Source organism: Rhodococcus sp. BS-15, assembly GCF_000813105.1.
Taxonomy (GTDB): domain Bacteria; phylum Actinomycetota; class Actinomycetes; order Mycobacteriales; family Mycobacteriaceae; genus Rhodococcoides.
In genome coordinates this window covers 1-15,088 of the sequence record NZ_BAOX01000101.1, presented here as the reverse complement: position 1 = coordinate 15,088, position 15,088 = coordinate 1, and the positions used below count along the sequence as shown (strand labels likewise).

Annotated in this window: 8 protein-coding genes and 6 pseudogenes; 5 read left to right on the top strand and 9 right to left on the bottom strand. The window is 64.5% G+C overall.

Going from position 1 to position 15,088, the window contains the following annotated elements; translation table 11 throughout:
* Positions 1 to 139: 139 nt before the first annotated feature.
* Positions 140 to 739 (bottom strand): hypothetical protein, encoded by a 600-nt coding sequence (locus RHBS_RS13505; RefSeq protein WP_128645791.1) that lies wholly within the window; start codon positions 737 to 739, stop codon positions 140 to 142.
* 31 nt (positions 740 to 770) lie between these two features.
* Positions 771 to 1,487 (bottom strand): TVP38/TMEM64 family protein, encoded by a 717-nt coding sequence (locus RHBS_RS13500; RefSeq protein WP_128645790.1) that lies wholly within the window; start codon positions 1,485 to 1,487, stop codon positions 771 to 773.
* A 170-nt stretch (positions 1,488 to 1,657) separates the two neighbouring features.
* Between RHBS_RS13500 and mutA the strand changes: the two are divergent.
* From mutA to meaB, 3 pseudogenes are all read left to right on the top strand, one after another.
* Positions 1,658 to 3,539, top strand: a pseudogene (gene mutA / locus RHBS_RS13495) (methylmalonyl-CoA mutase small subunit).
* Between the two features lie 11 nt (positions 3,540 to 3,550).
* A pseudogene (scpA, locus tag RHBS_RS13490) lies at positions 3,551 to 5,822 on the top strand (methylmalonyl-CoA mutase).
* A gap of 2 nt (positions 5,823 to 5,824) precedes the next feature.
* Positions 5,825 to 6,885, top strand: a pseudogene (gene meaB, locus RHBS_RS13485) (methylmalonyl Co-A mutase-associated GTPase MeaB).
* 27 nt (positions 6,886 to 6,912) lie between these two features.
* On the opposite strand, the pseudogene RHBS_RS13480 reads toward meaB, so the two are convergent.
* A pseudogene (locus tag RHBS_RS13480) lies at positions 6,913 to 7,952 on the bottom strand (nucleoside hydrolase).
* Positions 7,949 to 8,429 (bottom strand): annotated as a pseudogene (locus RHBS_RS13475) (OsmC family protein). The pseudogenes RHBS_RS13480 and RHBS_RS13475 overlap by 4 nt, the downstream one beginning before the upstream one ends.
* A gap of 487 nt (positions 8,430 to 8,916) precedes the next feature.
* Here RHBS_RS13475 and RHBS_RS30535 point away from each other — a divergent pair.
* Positions 8,917 to 9,228 (top strand): annotated as a pseudogene (locus RHBS_RS30535) (integrase core domain-containing protein); the annotation flags it as partial.
* Positions 9,229 to 9,401: 173 nt separating this feature from the next.
* Here the strand turns inward: RHBS_RS30535 and RHBS_RS28995 are convergent.
* The 3 genes from RHBS_RS28995 to RHBS_RS13460 form a co-directional block, all read right to left on the bottom strand.
* Positions 9,402 to 9,560, bottom strand: coding sequence for a hypothetical protein (locus RHBS_RS28995; protein WP_187298481.1), 159 nt, complete (start codon positions 9,558 to 9,560; stop codon positions 9,402 to 9,404).
* Between the two features lie 162 nt (positions 9,561 to 9,722).
* Positions 9,723 to 10,679, bottom strand: a complete 957-nt coding sequence (locus RHBS_RS13465) for a patatin-like phospholipase family protein (protein WP_128645789.1) — start codon at positions 10,677 to 10,679, stop codon at positions 9,723 to 9,725.
* 81 nt (positions 10,680 to 10,760) lie between these two features.
* Positions 10,761 to 12,242: an NAD(P)/FAD-dependent oxidoreductase gene (locus tag RHBS_RS13460; RefSeq protein ID WP_128645788.1), complete on the bottom strand. Its 1,482-nt coding sequence runs from the start codon at positions 12,240 to 12,242 to the stop codon at positions 10,761 to 10,763.
* Positions 12,243 to 12,373: 131 nt separating this feature from the next.
* Here RHBS_RS13460 and RHBS_RS13455 point away from each other — a divergent pair, with 131 nt between their 5' ends.
* A complete protein-coding gene (locus tag RHBS_RS13455) occupies positions 12,374 to 13,009 on the top strand; it encodes a TetR/AcrR family transcriptional regulator (RefSeq protein WP_128645787.1) in 636 nt (211 codons plus the stop codon).
* Positions 13,010 to 13,290: 281 nt separating this feature from the next.
* Here RHBS_RS13455 and RHBS_RS13450 read toward each other — a convergent pair whose 3' ends face one another.
* Positions 13,291 to 13,665, bottom strand: a complete 375-nt coding sequence (locus RHBS_RS13450) for a hypothetical protein (protein WP_128645786.1) — start codon at positions 13,663 to 13,665, stop codon at positions 13,291 to 13,293.
* Between the two features lie 182 nt (positions 13,666 to 13,847).
* A complete protein-coding gene (locus RHBS_RS13445; protein ID WP_187298480.1) occupies positions 13,848 to 14,672 on the bottom strand; it encodes a site-specific integrase in 825 nt (274 codons plus the stop codon).
* Positions 14,673 to 15,088 lie beyond the last annotated feature (416 nt).

The following is a 15,088-nucleotide window of genomic DNA, read 5'->3' as shown; positions in this document are numbered from 1 at the left end:
TCGGCCACCGTGGCCGGACCGCCGCTGGCCGCGAGCAGACCCGACGCGGCGACGGTGGGCAACCATCGGCGAATTCCGGTGCCGGCGGGAACGGTAGCGGCAACTGCGGTCAGCGCGAGCAGCACCAGGGTGGCGACGATCATGGTCGGTTGTTTCCCGTCGTGTTCGCTGTGTCGAGCAATCGAGTCGCCAGGGTGCGGCCCGCGTTCTCGACGTGCCAGCCGGCTACCGACAGTCGTTGCGACATGGCTTGTTTGCTGATCTTCAACCGTTCGGCCGCGTCGGTCTGCGACAACCCGCGGGCCATGAGTTCGACAGCTTCTCGGCCCTGGTCCGATCGTCTGATCACAAGCAATGCAACCAGGGTCGATGCTGTCTCCGCATCCTCGGCGGCAGCGACATCGGGGCCGCTGACGGCGAGTGCTGCCGGGGCATTCTTGGCTCGGGTCACGGCGTCTCGGGCTGCCTCGAACGCCGGTCCGCGTCCGGCGCGTGTCGTCTCGGGTAGCGGGAGTTCGACGGAGCCGATGCCGATTCCGACGCTCCAGTGCGGGGTGGAGACCAGTTCGAGAGCGATCGAGACGACGGTCGCGGCGTCCTCGCAGACGGCTTGCACTTCGTCTCCTGCGGTGCGCTCGAAGGGTCGGATCAGTTCGTGGTCGCGATATCGATCGAGCAGTTCGGGCACGCGATCGATATCGCGTCTACTGCGGCGTTGGTCCACGGTCAGCACGAACATTGGACAAGGCTAGATCGTTGATGTAGTTCAGTCAAGCTTCAAGGCTTGATTCGTCAGAATCAAGGTTCCCGACCTGTCGGCCGCCCGTGGGCGCAGGCTCGGATCGCGAACCGCGCGAGAGACGCCAATCCACGACCAGCCCACTCAGCCCGATCGCAATACAGACCGCAGACAACACCAGCAGCGCCGGATGTGTCTCGCCTCCGATCGCTCCGCCGATCACGACGATTCCGAGAGTGCCAGGCAGCATCCCGACGGCCGTCGCCAGCGCGAACGGGACGGGCCGAACCGCCGACACCCCACACGCGTAGTTCACCAACGAGAACGGCACCGGCGCAATCAGACGCAGAGAGCCGACGGCCAGCCAGCCTCGTCGGCGCAGACTCTCGTCCACCGAATCGAGAGCCGAGTGCGACATCCGCGCCGCCACCGCTTCGCGACCGATCGCACGGACCAACAGCAGCGCCAGAATCGCGCTGACCGTCGACGCGCCGATGGTGACCGCCAGACCGATCATGGGCCCGAACAGCACTCCTGCACTGAGCGTGAACAAGGTCCTCGGGACGGGCGCGACGGTCACGATCGCGTGCACGCCGAAGAACACGAGCGGGAATGCCGGGCCGACGGAGGTGCCCCAATCACGAATCTGTTCGACAGTCGGATGGGGTGCGAACACCGCTACCAGAGCGAAGACGGCAATCACCGCCAGCAGCGCGATCAGTCGAACGTCACGCAGGTGCCGGGTCACGAGAGGCCAGCGTACCGGCGCGAGACGACACCTCGCTGTTTCCCGAGTTCGAGAGCCGAGCTGCACGACCGAACGTGAGGTGATCCTCACGATAACCTGCATTGCGGTGGGGTTAGCATCACTTCAAGTCGGGCGCAGGACTACCCGCCGAACCGAGGGAGCAAGCACACGTGTCCATCGCGTCGCACGAAGATGCCGCACGCAGCGCTCATGCGGCCTGGCAGAAGGCAGTGGCCGGTGTCCTGGCCAAATCGCGTCGGGTCGAGGTGGCCGATCTGCCCGCCGATGCCGAGCATCTACTCGATTCCACGACGTACGACGGGATCACCGTGTCCCCGCTGTACACCGCGTTCGACGAGCGACCGGAAGGCCCGCTGCCCGGGCAGTTTCCCTACCTGCGGGGCCGCGACCCCCACCGCGACGTCAACGCGGGCTGGAAGGTGTGCACCCGCCACGGCTCGGTACGCGGCGCCGACGACGCGTCGATACTCAATACCCAGATACTCGATTCGCTCTCCAACGGCACCAGCGCCCTGTGGTTGACGGTCGGCGACGGTGGGGTCGATCCGATCGCTCTGCCGGAAGTTCTGCGCGGAGTGTTTCTCGAGCTCGCACCGCTGACGCTCGATGCGCGCGGGGACGCGTCCGCAGCGGCAGCCGCGGTGTTCGGGGTACTCGATTCGGCCGATATCGACGAGCGTGCCGCAGTCGACGTCCGGCTCGGCGTGTCCACTCTCACAGCGGGGTTGGGCGGAGCCGAGTCGATCGAGATGACCGAGGCGCTCGAGTTGGTTCGTGAGTCGATCGGTCGCGCCGAGACGGTTCGTACGATCACGGTCGACGGCACCGTGTTCCACAATCTCGGTAGCGGCGACGCACAGGAGCTCGGCGCGGCGATCGCCGCAGGACTCGAGTATCTCCGGTCCATGACCGATGCCGGTATCGGCATCTCGGATGCCCTGCGACAGATCGAGTTCCGGTTCTCCGCCACCGACGACCAGTTCCAGACCATCGCCAAGTTCCGGGCCGCTCGCACGCTGTGGGCGCGCATCGCGCAGGTGTGCGGAGCTCCCGACGCCGGTGACGCTCCTCAGCATGCAGTGACCTCGGAAGCGATGATGTCGCAGCGGGATCCGTGGGTGAACATGCTGCGGACCACGCTGGCGTCGTTCGGAGCGGGAGTGGGGGGTGCCGATTCGGTGACCGTGCTCCCGTTCGATGCGGCACTCGGCGGCGGCGCAGCCGGGGTGTCGAAGACGTTCGCGGCCCGCATCGCCCGAAACACCCAGCTGCTGCTGCTCGAAGAAGCGCATCTCGGACGGGTCCTGGATCCGGGTGCCGGGTCCTGGTACATCGAAGAACTGACGGCAGCGGTCGCCGCGAAGGCTGGGAGTTCTTCCAGACCATCGAAGCGTCGGGAGGATTCCGCGCCGCCGTCGACGACGGTTCGCTCGTGGCCGCGATCGAGAAGACCCGCGCCGAACGCGATTCCGACATCGCTCACCGAGTGACCCCGCTGACGGGCGTCAACGAATTTCCCAACCTGGCCGAGGCTCCGCTGAGCCCCGAACGAACCGCGCCGCAGGGCTCGACAACGGTGTATCGGTACGGCCGGGCATTCGAGTCGCTGCGCGACCGGTCGGATGCTACATGGCCGAGCACGATGCGCGCCCCACAGTGCTCCTGGTGCCGCTGGGCAGCGTCGCCGAACACAACATCCGAACGACATTCGCGTCGAACCTGCTGGCGTCGGGCGGAATCGAAGCCGTCAATCCCGGTCCCCTGACCGTGGACGCCGTTGCCGGGGCAGTGGAGGCGTCCGGAGCTCACACAGTCGTGGTGTGCGGCACCGACAAGCGATACGCGGACGAGGCCGCCACTGCGGTGGACGCGCTCCGGGCAGCGGGCGTCACGCAGGTTCTGCTCGCCGGCCCCGAGAAGATCTTCACCGGCATCGAGGGCACCTCGCGTCCCGATGGATTCCTGACCGCGAAAGTCGACGCCGTCGCAGTGCTGACCGAACTTCTCGACACCCTGGGAGCGAAGAGATGAGCGAGCGTGACATGAACAACGACGAGCGCAGAATCTCGCACACCATCGGAAGTTTCGCCGACGTGCCTTTGGTCGATCCCGACGAGCCGACCCCGACGCCGCCGTCGGCCGAGGACGTCACCGCCCATGTGCAGCAGGGTGCGAGGGCCAACTTCTACACGCCCGAGCAGGTGGTGTGGTCCACCCCCCGAGGGCATCGACGTCAAGCCGGTGTTCACCGAGGCAGATCGTGCCGCCGCCGAGGCCGAGGGCTACCCGCTGCACAGCTACCCGGGCGCACCGCCGTTCCTGCGCGGGCCGTATCCCACGATGTACGTCAACCAGCCGTGGACGATCCGGCAGTACGCCGGCTTCTCCACGGCGGCCGAGTCCAACGCGTTCTATCGTCGGAACCTCGCGGCCGGCCAGAAGGGTCTGTCGGTGGCGTTCGACCTGGCCACTCACCGCGGCTACGACTCCGATCACCCCCGAGTGCAGGGTGACGTCGGAATGGCCGGAGTCGCCATCGATTCCATCTACGACATGCGGCAACTGTTCGACGGCATCGACCTGGGCAGCGTCTCGGTGTCGATGACCATGAACGGTGCGGTGCTGCCGATCCTGGCGCTGTACGTCGCGGCCGCCGAGGAGCAGGGCGTCGGGCCGGAGAAGCTCGCCGGCACCATCCAGAACGACATTCTCAAAGAGTTCATGGTGCGCAACACCTACATCTACCCGCCCAAGCCGTCGATGCGCATCATCTCGGACATCTTCGCGTACACCAGCGAGAAGATGCCCAAGTACAACTCGATCTCCATCTCCGGCTACCACATCCAAGAAGCCGGTGCCACAGCCGATCTCGAACTCGCCTACACCCTCGCGGACGGTGTCGAGTACATCCGAGCCGGTCTGGATGCGGGCATGGACATCGATACCTTCGCACCGCGACTGTCGTTCTTCTGGGCCATCGGAATGAACTTCTTCATGGAGGTCGCCAAGCTGCGTGCCGGGCGTCTGCTGTGGGCCGAGCTCGTCCAGCAGTTCGAGCCCAAAAGCGCCAAATCCCGGTCACTGCGCACGCATTCGCAGACGTCGGGTTGGTCGTTGACGGCACAGGACGTGTTCAACAACGTCGCCCGCACCTGCGTGGAGGCGATGGCGGCCACCCAGGGCCACACCCAGTCGCTGCACACCAACGCCCTCGACGAGGCACTCGCCCTGCCGACCGACTTCTCGGCACGCATCGCCCGCAATACCCAGCTGCTCATCGCACAGGAGTCCAACACCGTGCGCCCGATCGACCCGTGGGGCGGCTCGCACTACGTCGAATGGCTCACCCATCAGCTTGCGAACCGGGCTCGGGCACACATCGCCGAGGTCGAGGAAGCAGGCGGCATGGCTCAGGCCATCGGCGAGGGCATCCCCAAGCTGCGCATCGAGGAGGCGGCGGCCCGCACCCAGGCGCGCATCGACTCCGGCCGTCAGCCCCTCGTCGGCGTCAACAAGTACGTGCCCGACGAGCCCGACACCATCGAGGTGCTCAAGGTCGAGAACTCCAAGGTTCGACGCGAGCAGATCGAGAAGCTGGAGCGACTGCGAGCCGAGCGGGACACCGTCGAGGTCGAGGCCGCCCTGGCGAACCTGACCAGAGCTGCGGCGTCGGACCAGCCGGGCATGGAGAACAACCTGCTGGCGCTCGCCATCGACGCGGCGCGCAAGATGGCCACCGTCGGCGAGATCTCCGACGCGCTCGAGAAGGTCTACGGGCGCCATCAGGCCGAAATCCGGACAATCAGTGGTGTGTACCGCGACGAGGCAGGCAAATCCGAGAACATCACCCGCGCCACCGCGCTGGTCGAGCAGTTCGCCGAGGACGAGGGCCGTCGGCCTCGCGTCCTGGTGTGCAAGATGGGTCAGGACGGGCACGACCGCGGCCAGAAGGTCATCGCCACGGCGTTCGCGGACATCGGCTTCGACGTGGACGTCGGCCCGCTGTTCCAGACGCCCGAGGAAGTGGCCCGTCAGGCCGCCGACAACGACGTCCACGTGGTCGGTGTGTCGTCCCTGGCGGCGGGACACCTGACTCTGGTGCCGGCACTGCGCCAGGCACTGGCCGACGTCGGGCGCGAGGACATCATGATCGTCGTCGGTGGCGTCATCCCGCCCGGCGATTTCGACGAGCTCTACGCGGCGGGCGCCGCGGCGATCTTCCCTCCGGGCACCGTGATCGCCGACGCGGCGATCGGGCTGGTGGAGAAGCTGTCCGTCGCACTCGGGCATGCACCGCGCGAGGCCAACGCCTGAGTATGAGTTCTCCGAACAACGCGAATTCCGGCGATACAGGTCGCAGCAGCGCGGGTCACAGCAGCACGGCGTCGCCGACGCGGGGTCGAGTCATCGATATCGATGCGGTCGCCGAGTCGGTCCGCGCGAATGAGCGATCCGGCCTGGCGCGGGCCATCACCCTGGTCGAGTCGACCCGATCGGATCATCGAGATCTGGCGCAGCAGTTTCTTCTTCGGGTCCTACCGGATGCAGGCGGTTCCCACCGGGTCGGTATCACCGGAGTACCCGGGGTCGGCAAGTCGACGTTCATCGATGCGCTGGGGATGCGGTTGATCGAGAAGGGGCACCGGGTTGCGGTGCTGGCCGTCGATCCGTCGTCGACGCGTACCGGTGGTTCCATCCTGGGTGACAAGACCCGGATGTCGCGGCTCGCGGTGCAGGAGAACGCATACATTCGGCCGTCCCCGACGTCGGGAACTCTGGGCGGGGTCGCACGCGCGACGCGGGAGACGATCGTCCTCCTCGAAGCGGCAGGCTTCGACGTCATTCTGGTGGAGACGGTGGGCGTCGGGCAGTCCGAGGTGACGGTCGCGAACATGGTCGACTGCTTCACGTTCCTCACACTCGCGCGCACCGGAGATCAGTTGCAGGGCATCAAGAAGGGCGTTCTCGAGCTCGCGGATCTGGTGGCCGTCAACAAGGCCGACGGCAAGCACGCGACCGACGCGAAGAACGCGGCGCGGGAGTTGGCGGGGGCGCTGCGGCTGATCTACCCGCACGATGCGATCTGGAAGCCTCCGGTGTTGACCATGAGTGCCATCGAGGCACTGGACTCGACGAGTACTGGGATACCGTGCTGCGGCACCAGCAAGTACTCAGCGACGCAGGCGAATTCGCGGAGAAGCGCCGCAAGCAGCAGGTCGATTGGACCTGGACGATGGTCAACGACCAACTGCTGCGCAGGCTGGCGCAGAATCCCTCCGTCAAGGCGATCCGCGGCGACGTCGAAGCCCGTGTGCGCGACGGTTCTCTGACGGCTGCGCTTGCCGCACAGGAACTTCTCGACGCATTCGATTCCTGACTCCCGTTCTGCTTGCTGCGCTTCTACCTATTGCACTTCGGGGTACAAACGGGCCGCGAGAGCTCCGACTCGTTCGATCAGTCGGTCGAAGAACGCCTCCGGATTGGTGTGCGTGGCGATCGCGGCGTTCGGCTCCCGACCCCACATGCCGCGCCAGTCCGCCACTGTCGTTCCGCGAGTGAGGGTTCCGGTGAGTTCTACATCGACGGTCGCGTGCCGGTACGTGGCGATGTCTGCGTCGATCGCAACCGCCGCAGCGAAGGGATCGTGCATGTGCGCCAGGAATCCCTGGTCGTGATCGCGATGGAATTCCATGTAGAACCGCACCGCGTCGGAGAAGTGGCGCACGATCGGATTGGACGCGGTCGATCGAACACCCGCGGCGTCGTCGGGCGAGATCACTTCGGGCGGAGAGCTTCCGGCTCGTTCGGCGAGCCGCCGGACGTGCTCGGGTGTCATCTCGATGGTTTCGGTGATGTCGAGAGCGCACACGATCGGGTGTCGTTCCGGAGGCAGTCCGGAGAAGGCCGCGAACACCTCGGCGGCGGCCTCGGGATCGACGGCGATGTTCCATTCACTGGTCGGTGTGGTGTTGCCCTGGTGTTGAAAAGCGCCGCCCATCAACACCAATCGCCTCAACAGTCGAGGTAGCTCGGGATCACGACGAATCGCGAGCGCGAGATTGGTCAATGGACCGGTGACGAGCCCGGTGATCTCACCGGGACGCGAACGAACGAGCTCGATCCACATCGTGGTGGCGTCTCGCGACGACAGTTGCCGCGGCGACACCGGTAGTTCCGCGTAACCGATTCCTTGCGGTCCGTGAGTGTCCTCGGTGGTCATCAGCGGTGCCACGAGAGGTGCCTGTGCGCCGAGCGCGACCTCGACGTCGCCTGCGCGGCACAGGTCGAGCCACGCCAGGTTGTTCGCGGCAACCTGATTCACCGGCACGTTGCCCGCGGTGGACGCCATACCGAGAATCTCGCGTCCGCGCTGGCCAGGAGATACAGCAGGGCGAGCGAGTCGTCGATTCCGGTGTCGACGTCGACGATCAGCGGGACGGTCATGACGCCACCTCAGTTGTCGGCGAGTGTCGTACCGGGAAATTGACCGACCGTGCAATGAAGCACTTGGCCGCCGCGGAGGCGTGCAGCGACTCGGCGCGGTGCGTCATCGATGGATCGGTGATCGTCACGGTCGGTGCCAGAGGGACCTCGACGAATTGCCCGGATCCGTCGGATTGCTCGGTCATCACTCCGGTGGGGGAGTCGACGTACTCGGTGACGGTCAGACCGGAGGCGGCGGCCAGCCCGAGGTACCACAGCATGTGGCAGCTCGACAGCGAGTTCAACGAGCAATTCTTCGGGATTCCACCGCTGCGGATCACCGCGAAAACTCGGATCGGCACTGGCGTGGATATCGGGTTTGCCGGGTGCCGAGACGGTGTGGTCTCGGTCGTAGCTGTCGGCACCGGTGGTGCCGCTGCCGCGGTTGCCCGTCCAGTGCACCGTCAGTCCGTAGTTGTGGTTCGGCACGCTGTCCATCGTGCCAGCTTCGTGGTGATCCGGGGCGGAGCGACGCGGCCGCCGATGTCCGTATTGGTTGAATCGCCCCAATTGTCAACGTGGTGTAGCACATTCGACGATCGGCGGTTCACCTGCGGCGATGCGGGCACGGCGGCGTCGGAGGAGCGTTCGGCCGTTTGAATTCATATCGTTTTACTGGCTGACGTTGACTGAATGACCGCAGCGCAAGGACCTGATACAACGGGACTGCCCCGGCTTTGGTTGACATCTGATCTGTGAGGATCCGCTCCTCGCGGTGGAAGGATGTTCCCCATGCCGAAAGCATTCCCCGAGGAGTTCCGCCGCGACGTCATCGCCGTCGCACGCAAGGGCGAGGCTTCGCTGCGCCGGATCGCGAAGGACTTCGGAATCTGAAGAAGGGTGCCATGGAAAACCCCAACCGAGGTCTTCACCGAGCAGCTAAGCTCACTCCAACAGCCCGGTGTTGCAACGACCGGTTGAACTTGCCCAGTTCCGCTCCAGGAAGTTCGTGCACGCGTTGCCCCACAATGGATTACGCGGATCTATGGGCCGTGTCGGGGCGTGCGGCGACAACGCGGCGATGGAGTCGTTCTTCGCCCTCCTGTAGAAGAACATCCTTGACCGTCAACGATGGTCGACCCGCGAGCAACTACGGCTGGCAATTGTGACCTGGATCGAACGGACCTATCACCGAAAGCGCCGCCAACGACGCCTCGGCAAACTCACCCCGATCTGGGGGTCCCTCCCGCTTGCGGGGGCGTTTGAGACAATCAACCAGACCGCACACGCGGCCTGAACCACTCAACCCCGACAGTCAACTGAACTCGGGGCAGTCCCGCTCTACGGGCCGATGTCAGTGTCCTAGAGGGGTGTTGAACGTGCACGCTACAGGTGGGGCATCGTCGGGATCGAGAGCTCCGAGAAATAGAGCTGCGGTGCGTGGGCTCGCGGCGATGCTGAAGTGTTCGGTCAGGTCGTGCGCGCCATCGTCTTGGACGTCGATGCTTCGGGTGCGTTCTCGACTCGGAGATGCTGCAGCGAATCCTTCTTAAGACCGATCTTCTGGAATCGGCTCTGATCGAACGGATTTCGGCATTGATCGCGTCGGTCCTGGTAGTGCCCGGCCATCGATGCGGATTTCCTGGCTCATGCCGTCGACGGACTGCTGTGGGCGGGCCATATGAAGATCGTTCGGAGGATTTCGACCCACGACAGTCGGGACGAATTCGTCTCCTCGCTATCGGCGTTTATCAGACGTTTCCTGGTTGACGGCCGCCCTGCGCCTGAGCCTCATCCGGTCCGCTCATTGCCGGAATCGGTGCGGCCTGCGTTCCATCGACGTTGGATGCTGCGGGCGGTGACTGCGGTGGTGCGCAGCGCCGTGTCGAGCGCGGCCTTCCGTCGCCTGGGGTCGAGAAAGTTCGGGCCCATTGCGGCCAAGTCTTCGGTGCCGGGGGTGAACACGGCCAGCTGCGTCGATCCGTGCAGCGTAGCCAGTTCTGCGCATAAGCCTGCGGTCATCGGGTTGCGCAGCACGGCGTGTTCGATGTGGCCGGCACCGGTGCGGGCGACGTGGCGCAGCGATGCCATCGGCGTTATGACGATCACCCGGTCGTATCCGGCGGCCAAGTCCGCTGAGGCGGTGGACCACGTACCGCCGTCGAGGTATTGGCGGCCGTCGATGGTGGCCGGCCTGATCATTCCCGGCACCGCCCACGAGGCGTGGAGGGCTTGTGCGAGAGTTGCTGCGGGTGAGTCGGGTGCGCCGAAGACAACTCGCTGACCGGTGGCTGCATCCATCGCCACCAGCCGCAGCTTTCGGTGATCCACCCAGTCGCGTGGTGCCAGAAGGTGTGCGAGCCGGTGGAGCCAGTGCGGGGTCAGGGTGCCGTCTGGCAGCAACGCGCTGGTCCGTGCCAGGGTGGGAAGGTCGGAGCGGACCACGCGACGGAGGTGGCTGGGAATTCCGAATGGAATGCGCGGTACCGCGGCGGGTTCACCGGAAAGGTGACCGGTCAACGCAGGGTGCGTGGGGTGCCCACGCTGCAGTGCCACCAGATCGTCGACGCCGATACCGGCGGACAACATGACGCCGTACTGTGCCCCGGCCGAGGTTCCGATAATCAGATCGGCGTCTGTGGGGTCGATTCCGAGTTCGTCGCGAATCGAGACCAACGCTCCTACCGTCCATGCTGCGCCGACTGCGGCACCGCATCCGAGTACGAGCGCTGTCGAGGGGTTGTTCATGGTTGCCTTTTCGGTGGTCGATGGGCGCACACGTGGTCTCGGTCGTGAGCGTCACCTGTGCGAGGTGGTGTGGGGGGCGCGTCAGGCGTAGTGGTAGTCCTCGAGTGGAAAGTGGCTGGCTTCGCGGAATGTGCTCAGGGTGGAGCTGGGGCGGAGGAGTGTTGCTTCGCCGTGCTGGTTGAAGTAGTAGCTGTTGGCAGTTGCGCAGTTGCCTCGGGCGAACACAGAGTCTGCGACCTTGTCGGTCATCCGGTTCAGGAATTCGTCGTTGGCGTCCTGGGAGACCTCGAAGACCGTCGATTCGCGCTCGCGCATGGCGGTGAACAAGCGGTTGATGTGTCGCATCTGAGATTCGATGGTGGTGAAGTACGACAGACCCGAGTACGAGTAGGGGCTGTTGAGGGAGACGAAGTTCGGGAATTTCGGGACCGTGATGCCCTCGTAGGCTTGGAATCGGTTCTCGCGCCACCACTGTCCGAGATTGCGGCCGTCGCGCCCGAGGATCTCGATTGCGGGGAAGTTGACGTCCCACAGGTTGAATCCGGTTGCCAGGACCAGGACGTCGATATCGCGTCGGGTGCCGTCGGCGGTGCGGATTCCGGTCGCGTCGACGCTGTCGATCGACGCGGTCTCGAGATGAACGTGGTCTCGGGTGAAGGTGCGGTAGTAGGTGTTGGAGAACGTCGGTCGTTTGCAGCCGAAGGAGTAGTCCGGGGTCAGTTTTCGGCGCAGGGCGCGATTACGGACTTGACGGGTGAGGTGGGCGCGGCACCACGTCTCCCCGAGTTTGTTCGCCAGCGGCAGCTGCTTGTACTGCAGTACCCCGGTCACCATCATCACCTCGAGGATGGAGGTCCCGATCAGGCGGACCAATTTCTGGCTCAGTGGGACTGCGGCGAACAGTTTTCGCAGAGCGCTCGGGATGGCGACATCAGGTTTGGGGCTCACCCAGATGGGAGTGCGTTGGTAGACGGTGAGCTCGGAAACCTGTTCGGCGAGTTCGGGAATGAGCTGAACTGCGGTGGCACCGGTGCCGATCACCGCTGCGCGTGTACCGGTCAGGTCGTACGAGTCGTCCCACGCAGTGGTGTGAATGATCTTGCCGGCGAACGTGTCGATGCCGTCGATATCGGGGACCTTCGGCTGCGACAGAAAGCCGGTGGCAGTGACGAGATACGTTGCGGTGAGCTCGGTACCGTCCGCACATCGCACGACCCAATGTCCGTGGAGCTCGTCCCAAGCGGCACCGGCCACGGCGGTGTCGAATCGCATGTACTTACGCACGTCGTATTTGTCCGCGACGTGGTGGGCGTAGTCGTTGAGCTCGGCACCGGGCGCGAACAGGCGCGACCAGTACGGATTGGGCTCGAACGAGTAGGAGTACGTTGACGACGGTATGTCCACCGCAAGGCCCGGGTACCTGTTCACGTGCCAGGTCCCGCCGAGATCCGATTCGCGTTCGAGGATCACCAATTTGTCGTAGCCGAGTCGGCCCAATTCGATCGCGGCTCCCATGCCGCCGAATCCTGCACCGATGATGGCGGCGTCATATCGAGCCGGCATGTCAACTCCTTCTGAGAATGCGTGCACGCGGCCCAGTCGGGACACGATCGACATCGACCGCACGAAGCGGTATTCGATGTCACTTTCGGAACCGTATGTCACAAACTGATGTGAGGCAATAGGCTGGGCCGATGACAGCGGACGCACCTCGCATGACCCGTGCCGAGCGCAAGAAGCAGGAGTTGCGCAAGGAAATCGTCGACACCGCCTTCGACTGCTTCGCAGATCGTGGGTATCACGCCACCGGGATCGCGGATATCGCGGCTGAACTCGGGATAGGTCACGGCACCTTCTACCGGTATTTCCAGAACAAGAGAGACATCGTCGACCACGTCATCACCGAGATCGTGGGACGCGTTGTCACCGCCCTCGCTGCAGAGAACGCCCCCGACGCGGTCGACACTCTCGATGACTACCGCGAGCAGGTCGCCCGGATCGGGGAGTCGCTGTGGTCGGTCTTCGGTACGGACCCACGGGTAGCTCGGTTTCTGCTACTCGAAGCGGCAGGGATCGACGCCGAGATGAGGGAACGAGTCCTCGATTTCCACGACCTGGCAGCAGACCTGACCGCCGGATACCTCGAACACGGGGTACGCGTCGGGTACCTGCACGCCGACCTCGACGTCGACGCCACAGCGCGAGCCATCAACGGGATGATTATCGCAGCCATCATCGCCGCGCTGCGCGGCTCGGAGAAAATCTCCGACAAGCGCATGGGTGTGGCCATCCGGCGGGTCATGTACGACGGAATCGCCGCCCTGCCCTGACGCCGGCGCTAAGCGGTCTTGCGGCGGTGCAGTCGAAGAAAACACAACCGCGCGGCCCCTCCGAGGTTTCGGTGGGTACGGATCGGGGTCGTCGAACACACGCTGTCGCTTGTCTCATCGTCGTCGCGGGCGACGCAGTCAACATCACAATTCCCAGCGGTCGAGACGTGACCATCAGCTGCTCCGTGCAGACGAAGCTGTTGAAGCGATCGAAGTCATCCAGCGAGCGAGAGAACGGCAAACCCGATACCACGGCTGAACGGATTTGGGCACAACAGATTTCACGGCCGGTGGGACAGACGAGTGACGGCGGTGGCATCTTCGAGTTGCCGACGAAATGAACGGTTGTCGATAAAGAGGCGCTGGATGCTCGAGGTAGCCAGCGCGAGGTCACTGGTCAGTTGTCGGTTTCGTTGCCGAAGTCGAACGATGTTCGAGTCGACCTGGCCGGGGCTGACCGCGGGCACAGCTCGTGCCTGTTCGGAGGCGCGTAGCCGGTCGACGATGTCGGGGTAGCGGCGACGAAATGTGGTGTTCGCAAGCCCGAGGTGTCGAGACAAGGTCAGCATCGACGGTGTACGGCCAGCGGCGTCCTCGAGGCACTCGATGGCGGCGTCGACGAATGCGATGTCCGGATGACCTGTCCCATCTGTCATCGGTTCGCGTCGATGCTTTTGTAACGGTCATGGACCGGGGTCGTGTAGCGGTCGAGGAAGTCGGTGAGCTGGCTGAGTCGCTCACGTAATCGGTGCACCAAGAGCGGCGGAAGGGTTGTCCCGGTGGCTAAGTTGCTGCAACGATCGATGTTCGGTGTGTAGGGCGTCGATGTTGTCTGCGGTCAGTGCGACGTTGCTGCATTCGAGGTGCCGTATGCGCTCGTACCGATGCTTTTCCTGGGCTGCAGCGATGACGTCGGCTCGGTCGAAGGCGCTATAAGTAGCCAGATCGCGAACGAGGGAGGCCGGAACGTAGACCCACCGTGCAGAGCGGCCTTTTGCGATCGATCCCGGAAGCCAAAATCGTTGATAGCCAGTTCGGTTGGTATCGATGTGTGGAAGTTCCAGTACGGTGAGTGCGGATTATTCCGAAGTCCCGTCCGGACCATGACGTCGCAGTAGGTCGCGTTACGCCCCGACCACCGGCCACAGAAACCCTCTCGCGGTATTCCGGAGTCGTCGAACCCGCGGATACCGACCTCGCGCCACTTGCGATAGTCGGCAAGGGGAAGCCATTGGATGCGGTCCCGTCCGCCGTCGTGACCGTAGTTCGCGGCGCGGAGCTCGTCGGATTGTCGCGAGACCGCGTAGCCGGTGTGTGCGGGGGCGGGTCGTCGCCAGGTCTGGGGGATCGGATTGGCCCGGACGTGCCCGGCGGTGTCAGCCGAGCGGTAGAACCTGTTCACCGCAGCCACTTCACGGTTCCACGTGTTGCCGGATACGCGTGGGCCGTCGGGATCGTGTCGCAGCCAATGCAGATAGGAGAGGTGGGCACTGTCTTCGATGTCACGCCAATCACGTTCGTGGTCAACATGGTTGACGAAATTCGGGAAGCTCGCGAGGTCGCGGGCGTATCCGATCTGTGTCGTCGTGGCCATGGTGACCATCGCTGTGGTGCGAAAGAAATCGTTCAGGTCGGTGTCGTAGTCGAATGCGGGAGATAGCAAGAACGGAGTGCCTGGAGTCTGGCGGGTCTTTTTGAGCCAGTCGGCCCAATCATCGGTGTGGGTGAGGGTGTCTGCAGTAGTTGAGGAGCGGGACCTGGGAAGCTCTGCGGCAGTAGTGCGAACATGCCATCGGCTGCTTGTCATCGTCACCGATACTCCGGTCAGTGACCGAGTATGCACAAGATTCGGAGCGTTACGTTTTCGATACCCACGGGCAACAAGAGGGGGCGGCTCGACCTCGATCGGCAGTGGGTCCCTGCCGACGCGGTCACACCCATCACATGACCGACGCCACCACCGCAGAAGCCGTCTGAACCGACCTCGAGCACCGACAATCAACACACACCACCGCAGCAGCTCAGGAGACACCGTGAACATCGGCGGCCGCCACCACATCGCACCCGGCGCACCCGGCG

Bases quoted from the DNA above. Each gene is read 5' to 3' on its own strand.
- RHBS_RS13455 (WP_128645787.1), top strand. From the start codon at position 12,374: ATGACAGCGGACGCACCTCGCATGACCCGTGCCGAGCGCAAGAAGCAG.
- RHBS_RS13450 (WP_128645786.1), bottom strand. From the start codon at position 13,665: ATGACAGATGGGACAGGTCATCCGGACATCGCATTCGTCGACGCCGCC.
- RHBS_RS13460 (WP_128645788.1), bottom strand. From the start codon at position 12,242: ATGCCGGCTCGATATGACGCCGCCATCATCGGTGCAGGATTCGGCGGC.
- RHBS_RS13465 (WP_128645789.1), bottom strand. From the start codon at position 10,679: ATGAACAACCCCTCGACAGCGCTCGTACTCGGATGCGGTGCCGCAGTC.
- RHBS_RS28995 (WP_187298481.1), bottom strand. From the start codon at position 9,560: ATGGCCGGGCACTACCAGGACCGACGCGATCAATGCCGAAATCCGTTC.
- RHBS_RS13505 (WP_128645791.1), bottom strand. From the start codon at position 739: ATGTTCGTGCTGACCGTGGACCAACGCCGCAGTAGACGCGATATCGAT.